At 63.2% G+C, this 25,282-nt stretch carries 27 protein-coding genes and 2 pseudogenes; 10 read left to right on the top strand and 19 right to left on the bottom strand.

Annotation, left to right across the window (positions count from 1 at the left end; all coding sequences use genetic code 11):
* Window positions 1-5: 5 nt before the first annotated feature.
* Window positions 6-1,205, bottom strand: coding sequence for a CaiB/BaiF CoA transferase family protein (locus tag AC0L3C_RS31705; RefSeq protein ID WP_473409907.1), 1,200 nt, complete (start codon window positions 1,203-1,205; stop codon window positions 6-8).
* A 100-nt stretch (window positions 1,206-1,305) separates the two neighbouring features.
* Window positions 1,306-1,938: a DsbA family protein gene (locus tag AC0L3C_RS31700; RefSeq protein WP_473409906.1), complete on the bottom strand. Its 633-nt coding sequence runs from the start codon at window positions 1,936-1,938 to the stop codon at window positions 1,306-1,308.
* Between the two features lie 239 nt (window positions 1,939-2,177).
* Here AC0L3C_RS31700 and AC0L3C_RS31695 point away from each other — a divergent pair, with 239 nt between their 5' ends.
* Entirely contained in the window at window positions 2,178-2,690 is a 513-nt protein-coding gene (locus AC0L3C_RS31695; RefSeq protein WP_440639825.1) for a winged helix-turn-helix transcriptional regulator, read from the top strand.
* A gap of 28 nt (window positions 2,691-2,718) precedes the next feature.
* On the opposite strand, the gene AC0L3C_RS31690 is transcribed toward AC0L3C_RS31695, so the two are convergent.
* Window positions 2,719-4,521, bottom strand: coding sequence for an AMP-binding protein (locus tag AC0L3C_RS31690; protein WP_473409905.1), 1,803 nt, complete (start codon window positions 4,519-4,521; stop codon window positions 2,719-2,721).
* Window positions 4,522-4,578: 57 nt separating this feature from the next.
* Window positions 4,579-5,778 (bottom strand): ABC transporter substrate-binding protein, encoded by a 1,200-nt coding sequence (locus AC0L3C_RS31685; RefSeq protein ID WP_473258679.1) that lies wholly within the window; start codon window positions 5,776-5,778, stop codon window positions 4,579-4,581.
* Between the two features lie 343 nt (window positions 5,779-6,121).
* Between AC0L3C_RS31685 and AC0L3C_RS31680 the strand changes: the two genes are divergently transcribed.
* On the top strand, window positions 6,122-7,282 hold the full coding sequence (locus AC0L3C_RS31680; protein ID WP_473280314.1) for an iron-containing alcohol dehydrogenase: 1,161 nt from the start codon (window positions 6,122-6,124) through the stop codon (window positions 7,280-7,282).
* Here the strand turns inward: AC0L3C_RS31680 and AC0L3C_RS31675 are convergent.
* From AC0L3C_RS31675 to AC0L3C_RS31645, 7 genes and pseudogenes are all read right to left on the bottom strand, one after another.
* Window positions 7,279-7,485 carry an oxidoreductase gene (locus AC0L3C_RS31675; protein ID WP_473259421.1) on the bottom strand — a complete coding sequence of 69 codons (207 nt, stop codon included), beginning with the start codon at window positions 7,483-7,485 and terminating at the stop codon, window positions 7,279-7,281. The two genes, AC0L3C_RS31680 and AC0L3C_RS31675, sit on opposite strands and share 4 nt — an antisense overlap.
* 158 nt (window positions 7,486-7,643) lie before the next feature.
* Window positions 7,644-7,787 (bottom strand): annotated as a pseudogene (locus tag AC0L3C_RS31670) (xanthine dehydrogenase family protein molybdopterin-binding subunit); the annotation flags it as partial.
* 58 nt (window positions 7,788-7,845) lie between these two features.
* Window positions 7,846-8,031, bottom strand: a pseudogene (locus AC0L3C_RS31665) (cyclic nucleotide-binding domain-containing protein); the annotation flags it as partial.
* A 287-nt stretch (window positions 8,032-8,318) separates the two neighbouring features.
* Window positions 8,319-8,732: a GFA family protein gene (locus AC0L3C_RS31660; protein WP_473258682.1), complete on the bottom strand. Its 414-nt coding sequence runs from the start codon at window positions 8,730-8,732 to the stop codon at window positions 8,319-8,321.
* Between the two features lie 52 nt (window positions 8,733-8,784).
* The gene (locus AC0L3C_RS31655) at window positions 8,785-9,489 is read right to left on the bottom strand and encodes a class I SAM-dependent methyltransferase (RefSeq protein WP_473409904.1); all 705 of its coding nucleotides are present in this window, start codon (window positions 9,487-9,489) and stop codon (window positions 8,785-8,787) included.
* A gap of 79 nt (window positions 9,490-9,568) precedes the next feature.
* Complete coding sequence (locus AC0L3C_RS31650) at window positions 9,569-10,288, bottom strand: class I SAM-dependent methyltransferase (protein WP_473258686.1); 720 nt, start codon at window positions 10,286-10,288, stop codon at window positions 9,569-9,571.
* A 247-nt stretch (window positions 10,289-10,535) separates the two neighbouring features.
* Window positions 10,536-12,233 carry a methyl-accepting chemotaxis protein gene (locus AC0L3C_RS31645; protein WP_473409903.1) on the bottom strand — a complete coding sequence of 566 codons (1,698 nt, stop codon included), beginning with the start codon at window positions 12,231-12,233 and terminating at the stop codon, window positions 10,536-10,538.
* 246 nt (window positions 12,234-12,479) lie between these two features.
* On the opposite strand from AC0L3C_RS31645, the gene AC0L3C_RS31640 reads away from it, so the two are divergent.
* On the top strand, window positions 12,480-12,659 hold the full coding sequence (locus AC0L3C_RS31640; RefSeq protein ID WP_473409902.1) for a hypothetical protein: 180 nt from the start codon (window positions 12,480-12,482) through the stop codon (window positions 12,657-12,659).
* 3 nt (window positions 12,660-12,662) lie between these two features.
* On the opposite strand, the gene AC0L3C_RS31635 is transcribed toward AC0L3C_RS31640, so the two are convergent.
* Complete coding sequence (locus tag AC0L3C_RS31635) at window positions 12,663-12,827, bottom strand: hypothetical protein (protein WP_473280201.1); 165 nt, start codon at window positions 12,825-12,827, stop codon at window positions 12,663-12,665.
* 102 nt (window positions 12,828-12,929) lie between these two features.
* Between AC0L3C_RS31635 and AC0L3C_RS31630 the strand changes: the two genes are divergently transcribed.
* A complete protein-coding gene (locus AC0L3C_RS31630) occupies window positions 12,930-13,304 on the top strand; it encodes a hypothetical protein (protein WP_473409901.1) in 375 nt (124 codons plus the stop codon).
* 322 nt (window positions 13,305-13,626) lie between these two features.
* Window positions 13,627-13,881 (top strand): hypothetical protein, encoded by a 255-nt coding sequence (locus AC0L3C_RS31625; RefSeq protein WP_007602660.1) that lies wholly within the window; start codon window positions 13,627-13,629, stop codon window positions 13,879-13,881.
* A 28-nt stretch (window positions 13,882-13,909) separates the two neighbouring features.
* On the opposite strand, the gene AC0L3C_RS31620 is transcribed toward AC0L3C_RS31625, so the two are convergent.
* The 4 genes from AC0L3C_RS31620 to AC0L3C_RS31605 form a co-directional block, all read right to left on the bottom strand.
* Entirely contained in the window at window positions 13,910-14,152 is a 243-nt protein-coding gene (locus AC0L3C_RS31620; protein ID WP_018455389.1) for a hypothetical protein, read from the bottom strand.
* 254 nt (window positions 14,153-14,406) lie between these two features.
* Window positions 14,407-15,114 (bottom strand): outer membrane protein, encoded by a 708-nt coding sequence (locus AC0L3C_RS31615; protein WP_473258692.1) that lies wholly within the window; start codon window positions 15,112-15,114, stop codon window positions 14,407-14,409.
* Window positions 15,115-15,403: 289 nt separating this feature from the next.
* Window positions 15,404-15,799 carry a hypothetical protein gene (locus AC0L3C_RS31610; protein ID WP_473259424.1) on the bottom strand — a complete coding sequence of 132 codons (396 nt, stop codon included), beginning with the start codon at window positions 15,797-15,799 and terminating at the stop codon, window positions 15,404-15,406.
* 389 nt (window positions 15,800-16,188) lie between these two features.
* Window positions 16,189-16,572, bottom strand: coding sequence for a His-rich protein BRANT (locus AC0L3C_RS31605; RefSeq protein WP_473409900.1), 384 nt, complete (start codon window positions 16,570-16,572; stop codon window positions 16,189-16,191).
* Window positions 16,573-16,829: 257 nt separating this feature from the next.
* Between AC0L3C_RS31605 and AC0L3C_RS31600 the strand changes: the two genes are divergently transcribed.
* Window positions 16,830-17,372 carry a tetratricopeptide repeat protein gene (locus tag AC0L3C_RS31600; protein ID WP_354058561.1) on the top strand — a complete coding sequence of 181 codons (543 nt, stop codon included), beginning with the start codon at window positions 16,830-16,832 and terminating at the stop codon, window positions 17,370-17,372.
* A gap of 108 nt (window positions 17,373-17,480) precedes the next feature.
* Complete coding sequence (locus AC0L3C_RS31595) at window positions 17,481-18,869, top strand: serine hydrolase domain-containing protein (RefSeq protein WP_473280195.1); 1,389 nt, start codon at window positions 17,481-17,483, stop codon at window positions 18,867-18,869.
* On the opposite strand, the gene AC0L3C_RS31590 is transcribed toward AC0L3C_RS31595, so the two are convergent.
* The gene (locus AC0L3C_RS31590; protein ID WP_473280193.1) at window positions 18,856-20,418 is read right to left on the bottom strand and encodes a S10 family peptidase; all 1,563 of its coding nucleotides are present in this window, start codon (window positions 20,416-20,418) and stop codon (window positions 18,856-18,858) included. The two genes, AC0L3C_RS31595 and AC0L3C_RS31590, sit on opposite strands and share 14 nt — an antisense overlap.
* A 253-nt stretch (window positions 20,419-20,671) precedes the next feature.
* Between AC0L3C_RS31590 and AC0L3C_RS31585 the strand changes: the two genes are divergently transcribed.
* From AC0L3C_RS31585 to AC0L3C_RS31575, 3 genes are all read left to right on the top strand, one after another.
* Window positions 20,672-21,451, top strand: a complete 780-nt coding sequence (locus AC0L3C_RS31585) for an NAD kinase (RefSeq protein WP_007602648.1) — start codon at window positions 20,672-20,674, stop codon at window positions 21,449-21,451.
* A gap of 88 nt (window positions 21,452-21,539) precedes the next feature.
* Entirely contained in the window at window positions 21,540-22,085 is a 546-nt protein-coding gene (locus AC0L3C_RS31580) for a response regulator (RefSeq protein WP_007611745.1), read from the top strand.
* 33 nt (window positions 22,086-22,118) lie between these two features.
* Window positions 22,119-22,697 (top strand): Hpt domain-containing protein, encoded by a 579-nt coding sequence (locus AC0L3C_RS31575; protein ID WP_473258703.1) that lies wholly within the window; start codon window positions 22,119-22,121, stop codon window positions 22,695-22,697.
* Window positions 22,698-22,836: 139 nt separating this feature from the next.
* Here AC0L3C_RS31575 and AC0L3C_RS31570 read toward each other — a convergent pair whose 3' ends face one another.
* Window positions 22,837-24,012: a DUF2336 domain-containing protein gene (locus AC0L3C_RS31570; protein WP_473280189.1), complete on the bottom strand. Its 1,176-nt coding sequence runs from the start codon at window positions 24,010-24,012 to the stop codon at window positions 22,837-22,839.
* Between the two features lie 206 nt (window positions 24,013-24,218).
* Window positions 24,219-25,238 carry a lytic transglycosylase domain-containing protein gene (locus AC0L3C_RS31565; protein ID WP_473409899.1) on the bottom strand — a complete coding sequence of 340 codons (1,020 nt, stop codon included), beginning with the start codon at window positions 25,236-25,238 and terminating at the stop codon, window positions 24,219-24,221.
* Between the last annotated feature and the right edge of the window lie 44 nt (window positions 25,239-25,282).

Below are 25,282 nucleotides of genomic sequence, written 5' to 3'. Positions count from 1 at the left end.
TGAGCTTACATCGCCACGCGCAACGTGCGCGCGGCCACCATGTCGTCGATCGCGCGATCATCGTAGCCCAGCTCGCGCAGCACCTCGCGCGAGTGCTCGCCGACGCGGGGCGCCGGTCCGCCGATGGCAGCTTGGTTGACCTCGAAGCGGGCTGCGGGCTTCGGCTGCCGCACCCGGCCGACCTTTGGCTGATCGAATTCCGCGATGATCCCGCGCGCCACCACCTGCTCGTTGTGGATGATTTCGCCGCGCCGCAGGATCGGCGCGCAAGGCACATCCGCAGCGTCCAGCCGCCCCAGCCATTCGGCGGTCGTGTGCTGGCCGATATACTCCGCCATCTTGTTGATGCGCGCCGTGGCGTTGACCGAACGCGCCGAAGGGGTCGCAAACCTGATATCGTTGGCAAGCTCGGGATCGCCGGACGCGTGGCAGAAGCCCTGCCATTCGGAATCGGAGATAGTGCCTGCCGTGATGAAGCCGTCGCTGGTCTTGAACACGAGATCCGGCCGGTCATTGGGATCGGCGGCAGCGGCCTCGGCTCCGACCACCGTGTACTGCATCATGCCTTCAGGCCAGAGGTATGAGATCATGGCATCGAGCATCGCGACCTGGATATGATCCCCCTGCCCGGTCTTCTCACGCGCGTAGAGCGCCGCCGCCACCGCCTGTGCGGTGAACACGGCGGTGGTCTTGTCGCACACGATGGTGCGGATCATTTGCGGGCGGTTAGTGACCGGCTGCGACTGGATATCGGCAAAGCCCGACAGGCCCTGAATGATCGGATCGTAAACGCGCTTCTTCACATAAGGTCCGGTCTCGCCGACGCCGCTGATCGATACGTAGATCAGGCGCGGATGTCGCCGGCGCAGCTCTTCGACGCCGAGGCCGAGGCGCTCCATGGTGCCGGGCCGGAAGTTCTGCACAAGGACATCGGCTTGTGCGACCAGTTTGGCCAGCACCTCGCGCCCGGCCGGGCTCTTGACGTCGATAGAGAGCGAACGCTTGCCGCGGTTTGATGAGATGAACAGCGCGGAGAACTCGCCGTCCTTGTCGATGGTGGCCCGGCTGCGACGGGTGATATCGCCACCGATCGGCTCGATCTTGAGCACGTCGGCGCCCTGATCTGCGAGAAACATCGTCGCAAACGGGCCCGACACCACGCCGGTTAGATCGAGGACACGAACGCCGCCAAGCGGACCAGCCATTGCACTCTCCCTGGATCTTTTTTCTGCCAACGAGCCGAGGGTAAACTCTGGCTTACCGTCAGCCGTTCGCCTCAACACGCACGGACTGCAAGTCGGTAAACTAACCGGTCTTGGAAACGGGCTGCCGGGTCTGCTCGACGATCGATTCCTCGACGTCGCGGAGTTGGTCCTTGCCGAAAAACATCTCCTTGCCGACGAAGAATGTCGGCGAACCGAAGGCGCCGCGGGCGACGGCGTCATTGGTCAGATCGATCAGCTTCTTCTTGACGTCATCCTGCTGAGCGCGTGCAACAAGCCTGTCGATGTCGATTCCCGAGGAAGAAAATGCGGCCCGGAACACTTCGGGGTCGTCCATCTTCTTGGGCTCTTCCCACATGTGATGATAGGCGGCTCGGAAATAAGGTTCGAATACGCCTTCGAATTGGGCCGCGACGGCCCCGCGCATCAGCATCAATGTATTGACCGGAAAGAAGGAGTTTTGGCGAAATTTCGTGATGTTGTGGCGCCGGATGAACCGCTGGGTTTCGAGCGCTTGATATTCCGGCTTGTTCTTGATCCCGCGAAGCGAATCGAACGGCGACATGTTGCCGGTCGCCTTGTAGATCCCGCCGAGCAGGACCGGGACGTACTCGAATTTTACGCCCGTCCGCCGCTCGATTCCTGGGATGGCGACCTCCGCCAGATAGGCGTTCGGGCTGCCGAAATCGAACTGGAATTCAACCTTGAGGGTCATGACCGCTTTCTCCCGCAGAGCGTATTGGATGGTCAGGGACCGGCGATCCAATCGCGCGGCTTACCAATTCTCACTTCTACAGTTCTAAAATCGAACTGTCAAATTTGGCCGGATTTATGCTGGTTTGACTAACCTATCTGGTATTGTTTGAAATTCAGTACCTATCTAGAATGCTAGGGAAATGCGGCGACCTCGGCGGCGATTCGAGCGGGCCTTGCCGGGATGACTGGAGAGTACGGATGAAGTGGAAAGAACTGGAGGAAGAGCCGTGTTCGATGGCCCGAACCATCGGCGTAATCGGCGACCGCTGGACGCTTCTGATCCTGCGCGAATGCTTTCTGCGCACGCGGCGCTTTGAAGGATTTCAGTCGGCGCTCGGAATTACACGCCATCTACTCGCCGAGCGGCTGAAGAAGCTGGTTCGGTTGGGCATCCTGCGCCGCATTCCCTATCAGGAAGCGCCCAAGCGTCACGAATATATCCTGACCCAGAAGGGCCTCGACCTCTATCCGATCATGATGGCGCTCGTGCATTGGGGCGACACTCACATGGTCGACGAGCGCGGCCGGCCGCTGTTGCACCAGCACCGCAAGTGCGGAAAGGATTTCGACCCGGTCATGGTGTGCTCTGAATGCGGCGAGCCGCTCCTGGCCAGGGAGGTTCATACCCATCCAGGGCCGGGCGCCCAAAGCCCCCGGATGATGGAGGCACCCGAAAAGCCGAAGGCAAAGGCCCGCCGCAGCGCCGCTTGAGCATTGGCGCGACGCGCGAAACGCATCCTCAGACTCGAATCACAGCCGCGTCGGGTTCGTTGCAGTGGAGACGGTCCGCTAGTAGAGCCCGGTGTTTGAGCACAGCACGTTGATTGACATAGGCCTTGTCAGTGATTTCTCCCGCGGCCAATGAGGGCGGATCCTTCAGCAGGGTGAACGAGCAGATTTTTTCGCTGCTTCCAACAGCCTCATTATATTCCTGCAGACGATGTCTCAGGAATTCGATCACTTTGGGATCGCAGGTCAAATCCGCAGCCGGCGCGTTCGATATCCGCGCCGCCTCGGTCGGGTTCAGCCAGCACAGCAGCGCGCAGGCTTCACGGTTTTCTCCGGCAACGACAATGTCCAGCAGGACGCCGCGCGTTGCGGCCAGGATGGCGGCGCGCATATTGCCGATCGCAACCCACGTGCCGTTCGCGAGCTTGAAGTTCTCCGAAATTCTGCCCGTGAAACGCAGACCAAGCTCCGGCTTCTCGGGATCGATAAACGACACGGTGTCACCGATGCGATAGAACCCCTCCTCGTCAAAGGCCTTCTCGGTCAGATCGGCCCTGCCGAGGTAACCGGGGGTGACGTTGGGCCCCTTCACCCTGGCCTCGTACGTGTCGGAAACAGGAATCAGTTTCAGCTGTACGCCCGGAGCCGGAAGACCAATCTCGCCCGGCCGATCCGTTGCCCAATGCGTCGTGCTGATTGTCGGCGCCGTTTCGGTCGTTCCATAGCCCGACATCACCGGAATCCGCCGGCCCGTGATCGACGATGTCAGTCGATAAAGTTTTTCAAGCGTGCCTTGCGAGATTGCAGCCCCTGCGTAGCTCAATCGATCCAGCCGTTTGAAGATGCTCGCGCCGAGGGCCGCGTCGCTCTCGATGGCATCACACAAAAGATTGTAACCGGCGGGCACATTGAACATCGCCGTCGGCGAGATCTCCTTGAGGTTCGCCACCGACTTGTGAAAGAGCTGAGGCAGCGGCCGGCCGTCATCGATGTAGAGAGTCCCGCCGTTCTTGAGAATGCCGTGAAGAATGACGTTGCTGCCCATCGTATGGTGCCACGGCAGCCACTCGACCTGGACCGGCGCCTCCGGAGGCGACACGAGAAGGCCCCCCATTTGCAGGGAGCTCGCCATCATGCGGTGCGTGTTCAGCACGCCCTTTGGCAGGCCGGTCGAACCGGACGTGAAGAGGACTTTTACGACGGCGTCAGTCGAGACCGCACTCGACGCTTGCGCAAATCCTGTCCACTCCGTTCGATCCGTCAGGACGCGGAAAGGCGTCGTGTCCGGCGCGCCATCGACGCTGATCCAGGCCGCATCTGCCAATTCGGGAATGGAACGGGCCGGGGAAAAATCGCGTCCACTCTGAACGAAAACGAAGTTCGGACGCAGCACCTGTGCGATGTCCTTGAGACGCGCAAGGCCGCCGGGCATCAGCGTGTAGTTCGGCGATATTGGCGCCAGAATGACGCCTATCGACATCGCCGCAAAAGACATCACCGCGTTCTCGATGGAGTTACCCGAGAGCACGGCCAGCCTGTCGGCCGGCTTTGCGCCCATATCGATCAGGCTCTGGCCGACCGCCTGGACCTGCGACCATGCTTCGCCATAAGTGATCTCGCCCCATTCCCCATTGGCATTGCGTTGCGCGAGAAATATTCTGTCCGGAACCGCGCTTGCCCAGCGCGGCAGAAAATCGGTGACCCGCCAGTCGCATGGCCCTAATTCGAGCGGCGACCTCAATACGAGCGTGCCGTCGGTCCGGGGCTCGACGGAGAGTTCCCTTGGCGCAAACGTCAATGGCTTCGTCGACATCGAGAACGATCTCCTGAATCACCGCGGATGCGATAGAACGGGCGGGTTGCGCCAGAGTCACTCGGACCTGGCGTCCAGGACTTCTCCGAAGGCTTGCCACGTCGTGCCGGTCCAGCGCTGCAGCCGCATCTGCGTCCAGATCATGTTCTCGGTTTCGCTGGTGTTGACCTTGATCCCGGGCAACACAGTCGGAACGACGATGTCCTTCAGGTTCTTCGCCTGCGCCAGAATATTCTTCCGCGACAGATCATCACCGCATTGCTTGAGGATCTGCTCGAGCAGGACGCCTTGCTGATAACCGGTCAGATAGCTGCCGTTGGTGATATCGGCGCCCGTAAGATACTTGTCGAAAAATGCCCGGTAAGCCTGCATGCCCGGGTCACTCTTCCATGTCTCATCCAGGACATCCTTGTTGGTCGTCCCGACCATCACGCCGACCGATTTGTCGAGGCCGGCCGGTGCAAGCGTGCCTCCGACGGATCCGGACGGGAAATTGATGATCACGGTCGCCTTCCAGCCGATCACGGAGGCTTGCCGGATGGCCTGGGCCGCGAACTTCGGCGTGCCGGCGATTACCAGGGCTTCGGCACCCGAGCTCTTCAGATTGGTAATCTGCGAATCAATCGTCGGTTCGGTGACCTCGTAGGAAGCACTGACGATCTTGCGGTCGAAATCCTTGCCGAGAAACGCCTTGAAGGCAGCGAGGTAATCTTTGCCAAGATCGTCGTTCTGATAGAGGATGGCATACTTGGCGTTTGGCAGCGTCTTTGTCAGATATTTGGCGTAGATTTTTCCTTCGGTGTCGTAGCTGACCAGACCCGTGGTGATCAGCGGGTAATTGGTGACGTCAGTGAACTTGGACGAACCACTGACGATAGCGACACTCGGGACCCCCTTGGCCTTCAGGTATTTCGCAGTGGCCGAAATGCCGGGCGTGCCGAGCTGGCCGAACATGAACGACACTTCGTCGCTTTCAACGAGCTTGCGGACGTGCTCCACCGCCTTGGGAGGGCTATATCCGTCGTCATAGGCGATGTAGTTGATCTTGCGTCCGTTGACGCCGCCGCGGTCATTCAAGGCCTGAATATAGGCCATGAGTCCCTTGCCCACGAGACCGATCGATGATGCCGGGCCGCTGAACGGAAAAACTCCGCCGATCTTGATCTCGGTGGCAGAGATTCCCGGCTCGTCGGCGGCCAATGCGGGTCCGCTCAACAATAGAGCCAGGGCCGCGAGGATCTTCCATCTCACCAACATTGCTCGTCCTCCCAAACGTGCACCCCTTTTCGGGTGTGCGGCTTTGTTTTGTTGCGCCAGCGCCGGCTCGTCGCGGCCTTGCGAAGAGGCACCGCGCTGAACGGGTCCAGCCGTAAATCCGGCACGTCGCTGCCGTTGCGTTCGGCCGTCTTCTCCTCCTATGATACAGTTCTTTTTTTGAACCCGTCAAGCGATTAGATCGTCATCGACCGGTCCGCGCGTGACGGGGCCTGTCTGAACAAAGTCAGTATTGCAGCCCTTATGGGTCACGGGTGGTTCGTTGCACCCTCCAGACCTTCACCCTATAGTCACTTCCGTTTTTGAACTAACAGGGAGAACGCAAATGCGCAAAGCAGGGATACACAATTTTCCGGCAATCGATCGTGTCGTTTACGGCAAGGCTGCGTCTGAGGCCTTGAACGATGAAGCGGTGCGACTTGATGCCAAACGCGTCTTCCTGATCGTCAGCCGCACCTTGAACACCAGGACCGACGAGATCGAGAAGATCCGGCGCGCGCTCGGCGGCAGACATGTCGCGACCTTCGATGGAATCGCAGAGCACACCACGCGCAAGCAAGCCGCCGAGGTTGCCCGTCAAGCCAAGGACGCCGGAGCCGACCTGGTCGTAGCCGTCGGCGGAGGCTCGGCGATCGACCTCGCCAAGATCGTCATCATGGCGATGGAACATGACATCCCCGACGAAGCGGGTTTTGATCCATTCCCGATGGACCCTGGGGTCACCGTCTCACCATTTCGATCGCCCAAAATTCGACAGATCGCGGTCCCGTCGACGCTGAATGGCGGCGAATACAATGCAGCAGCGCTTGTCACGGATGAACGCAACAAGCTGAAGCAGATTTTCTTTCATCCCCGGATGATGCCGGTGGCGATCATTCTCGACCCTGCCCTCACGGTTCATACGCCTTCCAAGCTGTGGATGGGATCGGGAACCCGCTCGATGGATCACGGCATCGAAGCATTGTGCTCACCCGCCGGCACGCCGCTCGCCGACGAGGTGGTCCTGGCTGGCATCCGCACCCTGCGCGAGGGAATGCTCCGGACCTTGCACCAGCCTGATGATCTGGAGGCGCGCCGACTGTCTCAATATGGCGCGTGGCTCGCGGCTTTCGGCCTGCAGGCGCGGGTCCCGATGGGAGCCAGTCACGGCATCGGCCATGTCCTTGGCGGGACCTTCGGCGTTCCGCACTACTATTGCACACCGGTCATCATGCCGAGCCTGCTTCGCTACAACAAGGCGTTCACTGAGGATGCGCAGCAGCGCCTGGCGATGGCCCTTGGCGAGCCCGGTATGGAAGCCGCCGCCGCCTTCGCGCAATTCACCAAGAAACTTGGATTGCCCGGCCGTCTTGCCGACGTCGGGATTGGCGAAGACAAGTTTGACCAGATTAGCAAGATTGCAATCAATCATCGCTTCGTCCAAGCCAATCCGCGGCCATTCAAAAGCGAAGCTGACATCCTCGATCTGCTGCGAATGGCTGCTTAGCCGTGCGCGGCGTGCAATTCGACGGCATCGAATCCCCGGCGCTTAGCCACAGGCGCCGCATCCGCAAAAGCGCGAATGGCGTCCGCGATTTCCTCTTCGCCCATCGGCTCGCCGAACTTCTTCTCCGGTGGCGAAAGACCGGACGGACTTTCGTAAGCACCGGGAGCAGACCAATCCTGAGCGCGCGTGCGAACGGCGCCAATATGCCGTAGCTACGGTGCCATCGGCCCGCCGGCGTGCACCTCGTCGATGACACGCCGCCACCCAGCTAGTTCCCGGCGGGCGTGCTAACGCGCGACGTCTCCAGTCGGAATTCCGCCAGGAGAGAATGAAATTGCGCCGAGTGTCCCGCGTGAACTCGCTATAGCAGCTTGTCCAATGTTATCGGCAGGTCGCGAATACGACGGCCTGTCGCATTGAAGATGGCGTTTGCTACCGCCGCGCCAACTCCTGTGATACCGATCTCGCCGATGCCACGTGCGCCCATCGGGGCGTGCGGATCGGGTCACTGAGCGCACCGCTGCATGGGGAATGAAGCCGAGAACGCTATCGCCAAGCGTGCTGACGTCATGGTCCATCACATGTAGGAAGAGGCCCTGCAGATCGGGAATGTCGCCGGGCTGGTGAAAGGCCATGATCTGGCGGTGGCCATCGCCGACGATCTTTGATCTCAGGATAGAGCCATCAACGACAAGGCAGCATGCCGAAGGTCGGTCTCCGAGAGAAACGACCGGTTGACCGCCAGCCATCCGCTTCACCGTGATTGGTAGATCACGGATAGCGACCTCGTCCTCTTCGTCAATTTCGGTGCTGACCCGCAACCGCTTCAAGAAAGGTTCGAAAATTTCCGCGTCGTTCATCGTTAGCTCCGGTCGGCAAACGAGTTTTGTCAAGTTCGATCCAACCCGGACCACTAGCTATTGTCTCACGCGAAGCAGAGGGACTGCCGCCAATTCCGACCCTCAGCGGAACCACACGGGAACAGCGTCAACTCATCTCGACGCGAAGCCTTGGCGCGAAACTTGACGCGCAACTCTCACTTCGAATGCTTCGGTGCGCTGCTTTGCTGGAAGTGCTCAGCGCCTGATATCTCCACCCAGGCATGTTTCGACTGTTCAAAAACCGAGCGGATGGGCGCCGGGTAGTTCGGAACCGCGATCGCGCCCACGGCAACGCCGATCATCGCAGGCAGATTGTCCGCCTTCCAATAGACCGTCGAACCGCACTCGGGGCAAAAATAGCTGCGGACCTTGCCGCCGCTTGCGGCTGTCCGGACGTACTCCTTCGGCGTTCCCGAGATCGCGACGCCCTCCGCCGGATAGAACGCACCGACGCCGAACGGCGCGCCGGTTCGACGCTGGCAGTCAATGCAGTGGCAGGCGACGACGAGGCCGGAAGGTCCGGGAAGCGACAGCGCGAGAGCGCCGCACCTACATTGGGCATCGATCATCGAGACACTCTCCTTCCTCAGTTGACCGCAGCGCTTGCCCACTCGCACACTCTCAGCATCGTATCCCGCCGTCAGATAATTGCTCCAGCGCCCACAGCCCGAGGCTTTTGTCCCGCCAGCCGCCACCACCCTCCTCGCAACGCTCGTTGATCAGCGCGCGCGGTGGCGGCCAGTCGAACGGCGCCTTCTCCATGTTCAACGCCCGCCAGTCGCCGTCCTCGCAATCGCGATTGTCTTCCCATTCGGGAAACGTCGTGACCAGCAGGAAACGCGCTCCGCTGGCGCGAAAGTTCGCGATGGCGCGGACGATATGGTCGAAACTCAAATGCACCAAGCAGTCCCGGCACAGCACCACATCGGCGCGGGGGAGCGCATCGCGCGTGATGTCGGCAAGGAGAAACCGGCCTGACAACTCGCCGCCAGCCACGCGCTTGCGATTTTCCGCGATGAGCGACGGCACGATATCGACGCCGGTGTAGTCGAGATCCAGCTTGATGCGACCGATCCAGCCCGCGTCGCCGCAGGGCGCATCGAGCAGCGAGTGTGCGCCGAGCCGTTGCAGCAGTGGTGGAAGCATCTTGCGGATCGCTGCGGTCGCGGGATCCTCCGAGCCGAGGCCCGACACCGAACTGGCCGCGCCCCACAAATTGGTCTGCTCGATCCGCTCGAACCGCGCGGCAAGGTCGAGGCCCGCGAAATTGTCGCGGTCGGCGGCGAACCGCTCATGGGCGAGCACGGGTGGACGCTTGGAGATCATCGGGCGGACCTCAAAACAAGATTCCGTCGCGAACACACTAGCAGTTCAACTGCGCCTTCGAAATCGCAGGCCTCGTCCCTTAAGCCGGCTTCTGCCACTCCATGACGTGGAAAAATGGTACCCGGCGATGACGGGCAATTCTGTCGGGATCCCCGCCCGTAGGCTGCGGCTCAGCGAACAGGCGCAACTGAAGTCCGTGATCGAGCAGCAGCGTCATGTAGGTGCTGAGCGGACGATGCCAGTTCTGAACTCGGATGCCGCGCCAAGTCACCCAGGTCGGCCGCTCGTCCATGTAGTGATCGATGGTGAAGCGCAGGGCGCCATCACCGTCACGCGTCCAGCCGTTGGGCGGACCGGCCGTGTTGAAGCTGGTGAGGTTCGCGATCAGCAGCGTACCACCCGGCCGCAGCGCTGCCACCATCTTCACGATAGCTGCAGCCAGATCGGGCATGTCGATCAGGCTGAGATAGCTCACGACGAGGTCATAGGAGGCATCCACCTCCATTGTCTCGGCTCGGCCGAGCCGGTAGTCGCCCTGCGGGTCCAATTCCATGGCACGCGCGAGCAGCGCTTTGGTTGGATCGACGCCAGTGGTGCGGATGCCCGCGCGCTGCATGATCCGACAGAAGCGCCCCTCCCCGCAGCCGACGTCGAGGGCATTGCGGAAGCCTCGCCCTTCGATCCGCGCCCGCATCGGCGCGTCCAGCACGAAGCGGCGGCCATAGTCGCCGTCCTCGCCCTGCTCGACGATCCAGGCGGCCGCGGACGCGGCCCAGCCGTCGCTGACATCCTCGTTCATGGGTCGACCTTCGGGAATGCACGTTGGCCGCGCGTGTCGCGGGCGCGGCTACTGATCATAGATTGGATCAGAGTTCAACATGAGGTAGATTGCAGCACCGATGCGCCCCACCATCAAAGAAAAGGCCAGGATCGCCGCCGGCGCGGCGGCGGCCGTCGTCCTGACGGCCGTACTGTTCGCATTCGCAATGGGATTTCTGCTGGCGCGATGAGTGCGCAACGCGGCGGACGGATGCCGCCGCGTTGACTCAGGCGGCGCGCACCGTGTGGAGGAATTTCCCGACTTCATCCTTCAGCCGATTGCTGTCGGTCGCCAGCATCTTGGCGGTGGAAAGCACCTGCGAGGAGGCCGAGCCGGTCTCGGCCGCACCGCGCTGCACGTCGGCGATGTTGGTGGAGACCTGCTGGGTGCCGTGGGCGGCCTGCTGCACGTTGCGCGAGATCTCCTGGGTGGCGGCGCCCTGCTCCTCGACGGCCGCGGCAATGGTCGACGACACTTCGGAGAGCCGCTCGATCGTCGCGGAGATGTCGCGGATCGCGTTGACGGATTCTTGGGTCGCGGTCTGGATGCCAGAAATTTGCTGGCTGATCTCGCCGGTCGCCTTGGCCGTCTGCTCGGCCAGCGTCTTCACCTCGGCGGCAACGACGGCGAAGCCGCGGCCGGCCTCGCCGGCACGTGCCGCCTCGATCGTGGCGTTGAGCGCCAGGAGGTTGGTCTGGCCGGCAATGGTGTTGATCAGCTCGACGACGTCGCCGATGCGCGTCGCCGCAACCGAGAGCTCGCTGACGCGCACCGTCGTGGTGCGGGCCTGGGTGACGGCCTCGCCCGCCATCCGCGCGGATTCCTGCACCTGCCGGCTGATCTCGTTGACCGAGGAGGACAGTTCTTCCGTAGCGGTCGCAACCGACTGCACGTTGCTGGTGGCTTCACCCGAGGCGACCGCGACGACCGAGGTCAGTTCCTGCGCACGCTGCGCGGTGGTGGCCAACGTCGAGGACGACGCTTCGAGCTCGGTGGACGCCGAGCCTACCGTCTCGATGATCTCGCCGACCGCACGCTCAAAGCCGTCGGCAAGGTTGACCATGTCGCGCTTGCGCTGATCGGCGGCCTGCTTCTCCACTTCGGCCTGCGAAGCCTTGAGGCGCTCGACTTCGATGCCGTTAGTTTTGAAGATTTCGACCGTCTTCGCCATGTCGCCGATCTCGTCGCGGCGGTCCTTCTCGGGCACTTCGGTCTTGAGATCGTTGCGGGCAAGGCCCTCCATGGCGAGCTTGAGGCGGGCAATCGGCCGTGACATCGCATTGAGGCCGATGCACAGCGCGATCGCGATCCCCAGGATCAGGCCGCCGGCGCTGACGCCGATCACGGTCCAGGTTGCGGATCTGGCGTCGCGGTTGATGGCGTCCTTGCGCTTGGCGACCGCCTGTGCGGTCTCGCCCACGAACTGGGCAATGCGCCCCAGCGCCGCATCCATCACCGGATCGCACTCCTTGTGCGCACGTTCGGATGCCTTGGCGTTCTCTTCCGGGCTGCTTGCGAGCGAGCCTGCCTTCAGCACCGGATCGCAGCCGGCGAACACGGCTTTCAACTGGTCGCCGATGCTCTTGATCTGGCTTGCGCGCGCGGGATCGTCCTGCTCGGCTGCCTCGAGGTATTGGCGGATTTCATCGCGGTTCTGGGTCGCGGTCTTGAGACGGTTGGCGTTGCCCGCCTCCGTCGCCTCGGTGAAGACCGCATAGAGCGCAGCATGATAGGTCTCGGCGCGGCGCTGGGCCCGAGTCAGGTTGAGCGCTGAGGATTGTGCTGCGGAAAGCTCGGCGAAGCCATCGACGGTTGCCGAGAGCTCGCGCGTGCCGAAGCCGGCGACGGCGACCATGGCAAAGCCCATCACGGCCACGATCAGCGCGACCTTCCACACGATTTTCAGATTGTTCAAAACGCTCATTGCAGCCGCCCCAGTGATTTTCTGCCGATGCATATTCCCAGCACCGTGCATTGGAACCAGCTGACGTTAAGATTTGATGCCAAATGTCCCGGGTAGTCTTACGGAAAACTAACTATTTGGGCTTCCGCCGTAAGCTTCGCGTAAGCTTCGGCCTGTTCCGGGGTGCGAGCCGGGCGTGGAATGCCGGAACCGGTCGCCGGTGTCCTCCGTTGTCGGCCCATGCGGATCAGGGAAGAAAACCGAAACATGTTTCTGCTGGACGCGGTGACGCTGTGCTGTAGCGCCTTGGCCGCGGCAATTGCGCTCTTCGAACCGGCTCCGGCAAAGCGGCAGGCTGAAACGGCGGCGATCGACGTGGCCGCTCCGACGCCGGTTCGGGTGGTCGGGGCTCCGTTCCGGCCCAACCTCAATCCGCGGGAGCGCTAGCCCTCACCCCGGCGAGACGTCGGCACCTTCCTCGGGACGGCGTTTGGCGCGGGCCAACTCCTCAACCAACGCGATCACCTCCGCCCGTTTGTCGGCCGGCAGCGACAGGAACGCGCGGACGAGCCTCAAGCCCTCGGCTTCGGCTGAATGATCTGCTTTGGCATCCATTCCCCACTGTCGAGCGGCCGGGAAAAATATGCAATCCCCCTCCCAACACCTTCTTGATTCGGCCGGCCAGCTTTGCTGGAATAGCTCCAAGAAGGGTGCACCATGAAGTGGATCACGGAACGCGACGCGCTGATCGCGCAGACAATGGCCTTCGTCCAATCGGTAACCGGCAAAAGGGATGACTTGCATCCACCGGAGATCCCGATGGCGACAGTGGCCGCGTCGGTCCAGATCGTCCCCGTCAACGCCGTCGTCGAGACCGAGCCACTTCAGGCCGCTCCGCCGCAGCCCCTACCTCTCCCGCCGCCGCGGGTGGCGAGCCACGACGTCCGCACCGAGATGCAGGCCCGCATCGCCAATTTCCGCAAGCATCAGGAGCGGTTCGAGCGCGAGCGCGAGGAATATTGCGCGGCTACCCTGACTAAACTGCGCGCCGCTATTCGCGACGCCTCCACACGTCCACCGGCTGACAAGTAAAGCCGGATCTCCCGTCGCTGGCCTAAAGCCAGGACCACACCAGCCAGAGATTGGCCGCGCAGGCGCCGAACAGGGCCAGCGTGAGGGGCAGCAGCATGTGCCCGCAGGAGGTTTTCAGGTCCGTCGACATGGCCGAAAACATCCCCTGATTCCGCCAAATGAGTCCCGGGGATTCTTTTTTCCGGGATTCAGGACTCGTTAAGGACTCAGGGCCCGGCAAGGGCTCAGGGGCCCGTCGCCCCCGATCACGGCCGCGTGATCAACCGGCGAGCGGAACCCTCTCATCGCAAAGTCGTTAATGCGGTTTCCGGGAGCGGGAAGAATGCCCTACGCCCTGTTCTGCAACGATGCCCAGATCAGCAAAGCCTATCCTGACGAGTCCGACGTCTGGAGGCTCGCGCAGCGAAGTGGCCTCGTCGTGGACGTATCCGCGGATGACAACCGCCCTGGGCCACGCCGGGTGCTCGACAATGATTACGAGATCAAGCCGTGCCGGGCGGCACAAGGCGAGGATCCGGCCCGTAACAAGGCCGAGGCCGATCGCCAAGCCAGGATGGAGCTTGAACTGAATTCCTAAAGACGGATCGAAGCTGGGAAACCAGAGCTCAGGGCGTCGCAGTCGCGAGCGAGGCCTGCTCCCCCGCCAAGGCCACGCAGGCTTTCCGACGATGCAGCCCACGGATCGCGCCGGTGACCTTCAGCACCTTGCCGGAGGAGCAAGAGGCGTCCTTGACGAAGGCTACCTCATAGGGTGCTAGCATCAGAGGCTCGGATTTGAGGATTGTTTGGGCAGCGCACGGCAAACTGACGAAGCACGAGAGCACCACAGCCGACACCAAGATACGCATGTCCGTCGTCCCACCAGCCCGGTAATTCTCATATAACGCGTTCCGGCGCGCGAGTTCCGTAAGCTGCAAAAATTATTTTTGCTTTACCCGAGCTCCATGACGCGCGTGAGAAAGCGCGCGCCAAAACGTTTGCTTGCAAATGACGCGCCAGATGGTTGACGCAATGCAAACGACAGAAGGCTGGCAACCAGAGCCCGGCAAACGAAAGGCCGGCGGGAGCCGGCCTTTGTCAGATCGTGGTCGTTGGTGGCGTGTCAGTAGCGAGACGCTGCCGGACCGCCCCAGCCAAAGCGGTAGTTCACGCCGACCTTGACGGTATGCTCATCCTCCCGGCCGCGGACGCCGACAACGTCGACCGGACCGGAGGTGATCGTCGTGCTGCCGAAGTTGTAATACTGGTACTCGGCCTTGGCCGACCAATTCGGCGCGAACATGTATTCGAGGCCAGCGCCAACGGTATAGCCATCCTTGCTGTTGCCGGTGGCGGTGAAGGGCTGCGGGACGCCGGCAATATTGACGCCGAGGCCGCCGTTGCGCCAGGCATAACCGCCCTTGGCGTAAAGCAGCGCCGGACCCCAGGTGTAGCCAATGCGGCCGGTCACCGAGCCGAGCTGGTCGGTATTGGAGGTCACCTGCGTGCCCAGCGGGAACGTGGCACCGCTGTTATTGGTCGGCAGCCAGGAATACTGGGCCTCGACACCCATGACCCAATTGGGCGCGAACTGGTAGTCGAAGCCGCCCTGGACACCGCCGAGGAAGCGCGCGTCGCTCGACTGGAAGCTGCTGTCGCCGGCAAAGGCGCCGCCGACATGGCCGCCGATGTAGAAGCCGGTCCAGTTGTAGATCACCTGCGGCGGCGTGTAGGCCGGAGCCTTGGTGTAGGTGCGCGCCTGCATGTCGGCTGCGGCAGCCGGCGCGGCCAGCGCAAGCAGGGCAACTGCACCCAGCAAAATCCTCTTCATGATCATCCCCGTTCTTTCAATTACGACACTCAGGAAACAACGTGGCGTGAATTGGGTTGCTTCGCGGCGATGCCGGAACGTTGATCGTTCGTGACTGTGACGGAGCGGCAACAACGCGATTTTGTTCCGTCCTGCGGGCTCGTGCCGACGGTTTTTTTCCGTCGGAAACAGAACCCGCCGTAACGATTAGTCGCGACGCAAAACCACTTCGTTCAAAGCTCCCCGAAATGTGATCCGGCAGCTCCGGCGGGCTTTGTTCTATCACCCAGCGATGAAGGTGGGCTTTGCGCTACCGCGTCATCTTTTCAAGTTCCGGAAAGGGTACGTAAACCGCGCCCGCGCACAGCTCGCTGGCACGATCGACGACGCGGTCCGCCCGGCCGTTGACGAAGATCACGGCGCGCTCCCTCATAGCCTTGTAGGTGCCGTCGGTCTCGCGTGGGGTGAAGTGGAGGCAGCTGACATAGAACTGCCGGCCGCCGACCTCGCGCTGCGCCGGCTCGGCCATGCTGGCGTCACGCACGCCGACGGGATTGTTCAGATAGCTGCGCATCAAGGCCAGCGTGTCGCCACGGAAATTATCCGGGAACGGTTGTGGTCCTCCGGCCTGGGCCCCGTCCATCAGGGTTGGACGATCACCGTCGCTGCCGAAACATCCCGTGAGCGCCAGCGGCAGTGCCAGCATCAACGCCAAGCTCACTGCGCGTTCCGCTCGTCGCCGCACTGCCTACGCTCTCCGCTCGGTCCGTCTCGGAGACGTTCCAGCCCCAAGGTTGCAATGATGCAGGTCTACAGGTGTTTTGCCCGACGAGTCAAACAGATTCGTAAAATCCGCAGATGAGCCCACCCCTTAAACCATTGATTTATCTACGACCCGCTACTGTGCATGGGGTTGTTTTCGAGGTTTCGTTTGCGACCGCCAAACCTGGGACGTTGCTCGCGGGCCTCAAGCATGATCGTACCGGCCCGCCGCCAGCACCTCGAGCTTTCGCGCAAGGCGTGACGACGGGCCGGGCCTGAATTCCTCACGCGGCGGCTGGGCAATGCTAGGACGCCGCCGCGCAGGATCAGTGGTTAGCTGCGCTTCTCCATCGTCGCCGGCTTGGTCACGTCCGGCTGCGTCGTCAGCGACTTCTTCGCTGAGAGATGCTTGTGGTGGTGGCGATGCGTGCGCACGGTCTTGTGCTCGTCGGGCGTGACCGCGGCGTTGGCGTTCATCGCCTTCGACTTGGTGTCCACCTTGGCGTCGGCCTTGACGTCCGAAGCCTTGACGTCCGAAGCCTTGGCGTTGGCCTTGAGGCCGGTATCGGGTTTAGCGGCGGTGGTCGACACCTTGGTCTGGCTCTGGTCTGCCTTGATCACCGGCGTGGTCGTCGTGGTCTTGCCGGTCTCGGCTGCGAAGGCCGGGGCTGCGATTACGGAAGCTGCGAGCAAGGCTGCGGAAATGGTCTTCAACATGGTTGGTCTCCTCTCCTCTTGGAAGGATCTTGAGGCGGGCGCCCTCTCGCCAACCCTTTGATCGTAGGTTGGAGCCTAGGGGGCACGCACTGAACCCAATCTGAAGCCCGCAGCAGGCTTCCGTTCATCTGGATGACAAGTTTGTCATCCGGCCGCAGGCCGAATAGGCCGGGATGCCGGGAATGTTTTTGCCTGATGGGTGTTCCGGTCTTTGGGCAATCGTGTAGGATCGCCACGTTCCATTCGGGAGAACTTCGATGCGCAAACTCTCAACGCTTCTTGTGCCGGGACTTGTCGCCATGACATTGGCGGCCGGGCCGGCTCTGACCAGCGCCTATGCCGCAGGTGGCGACACCCCCTCGTCGCCGCCGGCGTCGGACACCTCGACCAAAAAGGGCAAGAAGAAGAGCTCCTCCATCAGCGATCCGAAATTCCTCGCCGCCTATCGCACCGCCTACACCACGATCTACGACAATCACGACTACACCGGCGCGATCGGCCAGCTGAAGTCGCTCAAGCGCGACGACGTCGCCGACGTCGCCAATCTGATCGGCTACTCCTATCGCAAGCTCGGCGACTACCAGTCGTCGAAGGTCTACTACGAGCTCGCGCTGAAGGACGATCCGAACCACGTCCGCACCTGGCAGTATTATGGCCTTTGGCAGCTCGAGCAGGGCAATCGCGAGCAGGCGCAGTATCACCTCAACAAGCTCGCCTCGCTCGCCGGCACCGACAGCTCCGAATATCGCTCGCTCGCCGCCGCGCTCGACAAGCCGACCGGGGCGACCCTCGTTTATTAAGAACATCGCATCTTCGAACGAAGCGAACGGGCACAACCGCAGGGTTGTGCCTGTTCTGCGTTCTCGGCTAGCTTGCCCACCAATCCTCCCCTCGCAAATCGGTGCGCAATGGACAAGTGGCTGCGATCCGCGATCGACTACATCGGCTCCTGGATCGAATTCCAGCACACCACAATCCAGCAGCCCGGCGTCGTCATCGCATTCGCCCATCGCGGCGAAATCGTCGCCGAGCACGCGTTCGGCCTCGCCAATCTCGACACCGGCGAGAAGCTCACCCCGCGCCACCGCTTCCGCATTGCCTCGCACTCGAAGAGCTTTACCTCGGCCGGCATCATGAAGCTGCGCGAGCAGCGCAAGCTGCGGCTCGACGATCCCATTGGCCAATATGTCGCCGGCATGCATCCGCGCGTCGCGGAAACGACGATTGCGCAAGTGCTCTCGCACAGCGCGGGACTGACGCGCGACGGCGCCGATTCCGGCCAGTTCATCGACAGCCGTCCCTATCTCGAAGCGAGCGAGCTGCTCGCGGAATTGAAGCTGCCGACCGCAATCGAGCCGGGCACACGCTTCAAATATTCCAACCACGGCTTTGGGCTGATCGGTCTCGTCATCGAGGCCGTGACGAAGGAGCCTTACCGCGCCTGGATGAAGCGCGAGATCATCGAGTCTGCGGGCCTGCGCGAGACCGAGCCGGACGCGCCGCTTCCCAAGGGTGCGCCGTTCGCGCGCGGCCACACACGAAGGGTGCCGTACGGAGAGCGTTGCGTCATTCCCGGCGACAATCCCGCGCACGCGATGGCCTCCGCCACGGGCTTCGCCGCCACCGCCGCCGATACGGCGCGCTTCTTCGCGCAGCTCGCGCCCAATGCGAAAAAGAGCCTGCTGTCGGTCGCAAGCCGCCGCGAGATGACGCGACATCATTGGCGCATCCCGCAGAGTTTCGAGGCCTATTACGGCTTGGGTATCGGCGCCGGCAAGCTCGACGGCTGGGACTGGTTTGGCCACGGCGGCCATTTCCAGGGCTATATCTCCCGGACCTGCTCCATCCCCGCCTGCGAGCTCGCGATCAGCATCATCAGCAACTCCATCGACGGCGCGGCGCCGTTCTGGATGGACGGCGCGATGCAGATCCTGCGCGTCTTCCAGTCCCGTGGTGCACCCGACCGGCGCGTGCGCGACTGGACCGGCCGCTGGTGGACGATCTGGGGCGCGACCGATCTGGTACCCGCGGGCAACCGCGTGCTGGTCGCCAATCCGCAGTTCAACAACCCGTTCATGGATGCCGGCGAGATCGAGGTCACCGGCCGCGACACCGGCAAGCTTGCCTGGGCCGCTGGCTACTCGAGCCACGGCGAGCCGGTGCGCCGCGTCCGCGACAAGCGCGGCAAGGTCAGTGACGTCTGGATCGCGGGCGCCAACATCAAGCCTGCGGCCGTCGTGGCGCGCGAGATCGCGCGGAAATACAAGCCGCGCAAGCGCCGGCCTACTCCCGAATGAGAGTCTCGACCTCGCTCCGAAGGGCCTGGCGAGAGCCGTCCCGCGAATAGAACATGTGGCCGCCGGGATAGACCACGAACTTGACCCGCTGTGTTGCGAAGACCGGCAACTGGTCGAGCACGCGCTTCGATCCGAAATAGGGCGTGGCGAGATCGAACAGGCCATGCGCGACCAGCACGCTCAGCTTCCGATCCGTGGCGAGAATCTGGCGCAGCTCGGAGACCGACTGCGGCGGATTGATGCCGCGGCCGAAATCCCAGTGACCCTCGACGGTGCCGTTCAACACCTCGTAGGAGCCATCGGGCCGCCAATTGAGCTTGTGTGTCAGCAGGTCAACCGCGGCACTCGTCAGCGGCGCCTGCAGCGCATCGCCGGAGGGATCACCGAACCGCGAGCTGCTCGAATCCGGATAGGGATCGAAGCCGCGCACCGAGGCATCGTAGCGCCCCGTGACCTTGCCGTTCTTGCGGTCGAGCTCGCGGCGGAATTCGCCGACGTCGAAGCGGCCGGCAAGCCGGCGGCTCACCGCCTGGTCGATGCCAGTGAGCTCGGCGACCTTGTCGGCAAGACGAGTGGTCGCCTCCTTGTCCGCCTCGCCCTTGACGAGGTCGGCCAGGAATTCGCCGCGCGCATAAGCCTCGACGTCGGCGAGATCGGCGCGCTTGACCGGGCCTTTCGCCTCGCGCGTCACCGCGACATAGCTCGGCAGCGTCGCGACATATTGCAGGAGGCTGGTGCCGGTGAACTCGCGGAAGTCCAGGAGCGGCGACACCAGGATCAATCCCCTGACGCCGACGCCGTGCTGGAGCTGCAACTGGCGCACCACCTTCGGCCCGCGAATCCCGCCATAGCTTTCGCCGGCGACGTATTTCGGCGAGGTCAGCCGGTCGTGCTTCTCGAGCCAGCGGCGGATCACCAACGCGATCGAATTGACGTCACCGTCAACGGAGTAGAACGATTTGCGCGCGTCATCATTGCTCGCGACAAAGCGGCTATATCCGGTGCTGACGGGGTCGATGAAGACGAGATCGGTGAAATCGAGCCAGGTCTCCGCGTTAGGCTTCACTTCGGGTGAGGCGGACGGCGACAGCGCTTCGCCATCGAGCGGCAGCCGCCACGGCCCGGCCGCGCCGAACTGGAGCCATGCCGACGACGCACCGGGCCCGCCGTTGAACAGGAACGTCACGGGGCGCGTCGCCCGGTCGGCGCCGTCGAGCTCATAGGATGTATAGGCGATGTCGGCCACCGGCTCGCCCTTGCCGTCGAACACGCGGATCGATCCGGCGGTCGCTGCGAAATTGAGGGTGCGGCCGGGAAGATCGAGCGTGTGCTTCGTAGTCGAATCCGACGGAAGACGGTGCGGCTCGGCGGCTGACGATGAATTCTGCGACGCGCTTTGTGCGCCGCCGCGACCGGCCTTCTGTCCGGCTGCCGCCGCCTCGGAGCGCGGCTGCGGCGGATCGTCGGCGCGCGCCAATCCTGCGAGCGCGAATGCGGACACTGCCAGCACCAAGGTCGCGCGGCGGAGCGCCGGCATAGTCGTGGCCATGGTCGTTCTCCCTGCCCGGCGACGACACCGGTGCGGACCGCAAGGCTAGCGCGGAATTGCGACGGTTTGGGGGATCATCGCTCTGGTGGTGCCTGAAGAGCCGGGTTGGGCACAAACCGACCCGGTTTCGTCCTCAAACCGGAATGGGCAGTTGCCGGTCTGCTGTGAAGGCGGTCATCCTCGACAATCCCGGTCGAGATCGTTAGACGAGCCCGGCGGAACTTTCTCCAGCCAGCGGCCCTGCCCGGAAGCCATGACCAAGCCAGCGCGATACGACCGGATCGCCTTCGTTGCCAGCCCGAGCAGCGAGGCGCAAGCCGCCTTCGGCCAGCTCACCAGGGACTTCGGCAATTGCGATCCGAAGGACGCCGACATCGTGGTCGCACTCGGCGGCGACGGGCTCATGCTCCAGACGCTGCATCAGCACATGCATACGGGCAAGCCGATCTACGGCATGCACCGCGGCACCGTCGGCTTCCTGATGAACGAGTACTCGACCGTCGATCTTCGAGCCCGCCTCGAGGCGGCGCAGGAATCCGAAATCCACCCCCTCCTGATGCGCGCGACCGACGCCAACGACCGTGTTCACCTGCATCACGCCATCAACGAGGTCGCCCTGTTCCGGCAGACCTACCAGGCCGCGCGCCTGCGAATCCTGATCGACGAGCGCGAGCGCATGTCCGAGCTGATCGCCGACGGCATCATGGTGGCAACGCCGGCCGGCTCGACCGCCTACAATCTGTCCGCCCAGGGACCGATCCTGCCGATCAACGCCGCGCTCCTCGCGCTGACGCCGATCAGCGCCTTCCGCCCGCGACGCTGGCGCGGCGCGCTGCTGCCGAACACGGCTTATGTCGTGATCGAGGTGCTTGAGGGCGACAAGCGCCCCGTGGCGGCAGTCGCCGACCACGACGAGGTGCGCGACGTCCGCCGCGTCGAGGTGCTGTCCGACAGGACCATCTCGATGCGCATGCTGTTCGACCCCGGTCATAGCCTGGAAGAGCGTATTCTGCGCGAGCAGTTCGGCTCCTGAGCCGCCTCGCCGGACTGCCGATCGCAACCCTTCATTAACCCCCGGCGAGATATGGTTAACGAAAGTTGACCGCTCCGGCCCGGGCTCCATGTTCCGCATCGATTTCAACAAGCTGCGTTTCCTTGTCTGCGACGACAATCCGCACATGCGCCGCATCCTGCGGACGCTGCTGCATTCCTTTGGCGCACGTGAAGTCTACGAGGCCGAGGACGGCGCCACGGCGCTGGAAATGTACAGCCATTACGTGCCCGACATCGTCATCACCGACTGGGCGATGCCGATCTTCGACGGGCTCGAGCTGGCGCAGATGATCCGGCAGCCGGAATCCAAGGGCAATCCTTACGCGCCGATCATCATGCTGACCGGCCATTCCGAGAAGCGCCGCGTCACGGTGGCGCGCGATGCCGGCGTCACCGAATTCCTGGCCAAGCCGATCTCGGCCAAAGGACTCTACCAGCGCATCCTCAACGTGGTCGCCAGTCCTCGCCCCTTCATCAAGACCAAGACCTATTTCGGCCCGGACCGGCGCCGCAACATCAACTCCGCCTATATGGGCCCCGAGCGCCGCGTCGGCGAAAAGCACGAGGTGCTGCAGCAGCCCTCGCTGCTCGACAAGGCTCGCTCTTCCATCTAGCGCGCAACGTCTCTCACGATCGAGGCCGATATCATGGCGAAGAACAGCGCAAGAGACATCGAGATCACGGCCTTCGCCACGCATCAAGTTATCACGCAGCCCAACCCGCTGCGGTCGGTCCTGCGCCGCGTCGAAGACAAGGACATGGACGATCCGATCGGCCGCGCCGAACAGGCGCTCGCGGGCCTCGCCGGCGAGTTCAAGGACTGGATGGCAACCGAGATCAACCGGCTGTCGGCGGCCTACGTCGCCATCCGGCACGACGGCTTCACCAAGGACAGGCGCGACGAGTTGTTTCGCGCCGCGCACGACATCAAGGGCGATGCCGCGACTTTCGGCTATCCGGCGGCGGCGGGCGTAGCCGAGAGCCTGTGCCGCGTCATCGAGCACGCGCCCGATCTCGAAAAGGTGCCGGCCGAGCTGTTCACGCACCACATCAATGCCATCCTCGCCATCGTGCACGAGAACACCAAGCTCGACAGCATCAGCGTCTCCGCCGAGCTCAGCCGTCGCCTGCGCAAGGTCGCCGACGACTATCTCGCCGACACCAACCGCGATCGCCCCGAGCATCTCGAGGTGATCCTGGCGCCGAGCATCGCGCCGGCGGGGTAGCCATAGGCGTCGTTCCGGCGAAGGCCGGAACCCATACCCACCAGCGGAAATTGTTGCAAAAGGCGTCGGCCATCTCGCTTCGCTTGCGAGACCTCGCGGTATGGGCCCCGGCCTTCGCCGGGGCGACATAAGCGACAATTCAGGCCGCAATCAGACCGTCGTAGACCCGATCAACCGCCTCCTCCGCAACCAGCTCGTCGCAGAACAGCCTTGCCTCTTCGCGCGCGGATTCGGTGGCGAAGCGGCGCAGCAGGACCATCAGCGGCTCGGTCGCGCCACGGTCGGTCTCGCAATGGGTGAGCACGCGCTCGACCATGCGGCGGCGCAGCCTCGCTGCATTGTCGTCGCTGTCGACGAAGCCCTGCTCGTGGCAGGCATCGAGCGCGACCTGGAAGGCCGCAAACGTCGCCTCGGGAAGCCCGGCGCGGCGGAGCAGCGCGTGCAGGCTGTTGCCGCCGCGATCGTGCAGCAGCGCGGACACGCGCGCCAGCGGCAGCTCGGCGAGCTCAGCCAGCGCCGCATCGAACAGATCCAGATTGCTCGACAGCAGCGCGCGCAGAATGAGACCCGCGGTGAGCTGGCCGGTGATGCGCAGGTGCCGAACAAGACCTTCCATGTCTTCGCCGCGCGAGCGCGCCGCGATGTTCATGGTAGAGCGGTCGCGCGCCTCGGTCGCGATGCGCTCGGCGCGGTCCGCAGTCAGCCAGTTCCGGGCCACGACGAATTGAGCCAGCGTCTCCGAGAGTTTTGCCACCAGCGCAGCGCGCGTTGCGGACGGCAGATCCTCCAGCACCAGCATCGCCTCGCGGATCGCGGCGAGATGCCCGTGACGCTCGACGATGCGATCCCAGGAGAACGGCGCAAGCTCGGCATGAGGATTTTCGATCAGCTCGAGCGCTGCCGCCGCGCAGCCGACTTCGGCAATAGCGGCGCAGACCGATACCGGCAGCGCGATGCGGCGCGCGACCGCGCACTGCACCTCGTCGTTGCCGGTCGCGACGATGTCGACGAGATCGGCGTCGATCAGCAGCGGAGAATGTTCGAGCACGGGCAACGCGACGGTCGGCTGGTCCGCCGACAGCGCCCGCACGATCGACGCCGGGGCCTCGCTACTGCGCGCAAACGCCTCGGCCATCGCCTGCCGCACCAGCGGCGAGGGATCGTCGAGCAGCATCAGAAGCGCACCTTCAGCGGCAACCCGGTCGTCATGGGAAAGGTCTGAGATCAGCCAGGCCCGGGCCAACGCCCGCGTTGCCTCGGCCCGCTCGCCAGCGGGCGCCGTCCTGATCCAATTGATGAACTGCCGAACAATCATGGTGCTTCCGGCTTACGCAACGAAGACGAAGCGGTGACGGCTTGTCACCTGCAACACAAAATAAACCACGACGCTTAACAAAGCGTTCACCATAACTCGCTGGTTTTATTGACGTTTTGTTAAGGGAACAAAGACGGCCCGTTGACGCACCGGACCCTGCGCAGCAGCGTTCACGCTGCGACGTGTCCGAGACACGGGAGTGCGTGTTAGCTTGAGAACGTGCCGCTGCGATCGCTGAAAAGATCAAGGGGCTGGGGCGGCCGGACGTCGGGCGTCGCGGGTGCGACCGAAGTGAGCGAGGCATTGTTGCCCCACAATTTCTGCACGGTCGTCGAGACCGGCTGGGTGGTGTCGCCGGGCTGATAGATCGAGCGAAACACCGGCGTGCTCGGTGCATTTTCCGCGACCGTCGTCGGCGCCGTCGCGCTGACCTGCGTCACCGCACGCGTGTTCGGAAAAGTCTGGAGATACGCGGCATTCTCGATCAGCGGCGCGGCAGGCTGTATGCCGTTGGCGCTCGCGACCTGCGTGGTCGACGGCGTGCCACCATACATCGCCATCGCGCTGCGAGTGGTTTTCGAATTTGCCGCGCCGGCGTAGCGTGCATCCAGCACGGAATAGACCTCGGAGACGCTGCGCGCGCGGCCGTCCTTGGCGTAGAAGATCGAGCGATTGGCGGACGCCGCGTTGGGAAACAACCGCGCGCCGACCGCTTGCGGATTGTCCTCGGCATTGGCGATCAGTTTCGCGGCGCCGCCGACGCCCATGAAATGCGCCATGTAGAGTTCGCTGTCGGACGGCCTGCGGCCGAGCAGGCCGGTGAGCTTGAAGCTGTTCGACTGCGTCAGCGCCGCCGCCATGCTGGAGGCGGCCTCCGGATCGTCGCGCAGCTTCATGATCGACCGCTTCATCGCGGGATCATCGACGGTGTAGGTGCCCGACGACGTCCTGGTGATGGCGTCGGAATAATTGCCATAGCCGAGCTGGGTGCCCGCTTCCTTGACCGTGCCGAGCCAGGTCTGCTCGATGAACTGATAGAGCCCGTGCGCGGATGACGTAGTCGCCCCCGCCGCGGGATCGAAATCCGATTCCATCTTGGCGGTGGTCAGCATGTACTGGAAGCTGACGCCAGCGACGTTCGAGGCCTGCTTGATCGCACCGGCGACGCGTGCCCGCGACGGATCGAGAACCGCCGTCTGAGAGGCACTGGAAGTGTCGACCGACATGATGATGTGCCCGCCCGCATGGCGTTGAGTGGCGCCGGCAATTC

The sequence above is a fragment of the Bradyrhizobium sp. WSM4872 genome (assembly GCF_055811715.1).
Note: the sequence above shows the minus strand (reverse complement) of the source record. Positions and strands in the feature narration are given on the sequence as shown.

Coding starts and splice junctions, on each gene's coding strand:
- AC0L3C_RS31705 (WP_473409907.1), bottom strand. CDS start 1,205: ATGGCTGGTCCGCTTGGCGGCGTTCGTGTCCTCGATCTAACCGGCGTG.
- AC0L3C_RS31700 (WP_473409906.1), bottom strand. CDS start 1,938: ATGACCCTCAAGGTTGAATTCCAGTTCGATTTCGGCAGCCCGAACGCC.
- AC0L3C_RS31695 (WP_440639825.1), top strand. CDS start 2,178: ATGAAGTGGAAAGAACTGGAGGAAGAGCCGTGTTCGATGGCCCGAACC.
- AC0L3C_RS31690 (WP_473409905.1), bottom strand. CDS start 4,521: ATGTCGACGAAGCCATTGACGTTTGCGCCAAGGGAACTCTCCGTCGAG.
- AC0L3C_RS31685 (WP_473258679.1), bottom strand. CDS start 5,778: ATGTTGGTGAGATGGAAGATCCTCGCGGCCCTGGCTCTATTGTTGAGC.
- AC0L3C_RS31680 (WP_473280314.1), top strand. CDS start 6,122: ATGCGCAAAGCAGGGATACACAATTTTCCGGCAATCGATCGTGTCGTT.
- AC0L3C_RS31660 (WP_473258682.1), bottom strand. CDS start 8,732: ATGATCGATGCCCAATGTAGGTGCGGCGCTCTCGCGCTGTCGCTTCCC.
- AC0L3C_RS31655 (WP_473409904.1), bottom strand. CDS start 9,489: ATGATCTCCAAGCGTCCACCCGTGCTCGCCCATGAGCGGTTCGCCGCC.
- AC0L3C_RS31650 (WP_473258686.1), bottom strand. CDS start 10,288: ATGAACGAGGATGTCAGCGACGGCTGGGCCGCGTCCGCGGCCGCCTGG.
- AC0L3C_RS31645 (WP_473409903.1), bottom strand. CDS start 12,233: ATGAGCGTTTTGAACAATCTGAAAATCGTGTGGAAGGTCGCGCTGATC.
- AC0L3C_RS31640 (WP_473409902.1), top strand. CDS start 12,480: ATGTTTCTGCTGGACGCGGTGACGCTGTGCTGTAGCGCCTTGGCCGCG.
- AC0L3C_RS31635 (WP_473280201.1), bottom strand. CDS start 12,827: ATGGATGCCAAAGCAGATCATTCAGCCGAAGCCGAGGGCTTGAGGCTC.
- AC0L3C_RS31630 (WP_473409901.1), top strand. CDS start 12,930: ATGAAGTGGATCACGGAACGCGACGCGCTGATCGCGCAGACAATGGCC.
- AC0L3C_RS31625 (WP_007602660.1), top strand. CDS start 13,627: ATGCCCTACGCCCTGTTCTGCAACGATGCCCAGATCAGCAAAGCCTAT.
- AC0L3C_RS31620 (WP_018455389.1), bottom strand. CDS start 14,152: ATGCGTATCTTGGTGTCGGCTGTGGTGCTCTCGTGCTTCGTCAGTTTG.
- AC0L3C_RS31615 (WP_473258692.1), bottom strand. CDS start 15,114: ATGAAGAGGATTTTGCTGGGTGCAGTTGCCCTGCTTGCGCTGGCCGCG.
- AC0L3C_RS31610 (WP_473259424.1), bottom strand. CDS start 15,799: ATGCTGGCACTGCCGCTGGCGCTCACGGGATGTTTCGGCAGCGACGGT.
- AC0L3C_RS31605 (WP_473409900.1), bottom strand. CDS start 16,572: ATGTTGAAGACCATTTCCGCAGCCTTGCTCGCAGCTTCCGTAATCGCA.
- AC0L3C_RS31600 (WP_354058561.1), top strand. CDS start 16,830: ATGCGCAAACTCTCAACGCTTCTTGTGCCGGGACTTGTCGCCATGACA.
- AC0L3C_RS31595 (WP_473280195.1), top strand. CDS start 17,481: ATGGACAAGTGGCTGCGATCCGCGATCGACTACATCGGCTCCTGGATC.
- AC0L3C_RS31590 (WP_473280193.1), bottom strand. CDS start 20,418: ATGGCCACGACTATGCCGGCGCTCCGCCGCGCGACCTTGGTGCTGGCA.
- AC0L3C_RS31585 (WP_007602648.1), top strand. CDS start 20,672: ATGACCAAGCCAGCGCGATACGACCGGATCGCCTTCGTTGCCAGCCCG.
- AC0L3C_RS31580 (WP_007611745.1), top strand. CDS start 21,540: ATGTTCCGCATCGATTTCAACAAGCTGCGTTTCCTTGTCTGCGACGAC.
- AC0L3C_RS31575 (WP_473258703.1), top strand. CDS start 22,119: ATGGCGAAGAACAGCGCAAGAGACATCGAGATCACGGCCTTCGCCACG.
- AC0L3C_RS31570 (WP_473280189.1), bottom strand. CDS start 24,012: ATGATTGTTCGGCAGTTCATCAATTGGATCAGGACGGCGCCCGCTGGC.
- AC0L3C_RS31565 (WP_473409899.1), bottom strand. CDS start 25,238: ATGTCGGTCGACACTTCCAGTGCCTCTCAGACGGCGGTTCTCGATCCG.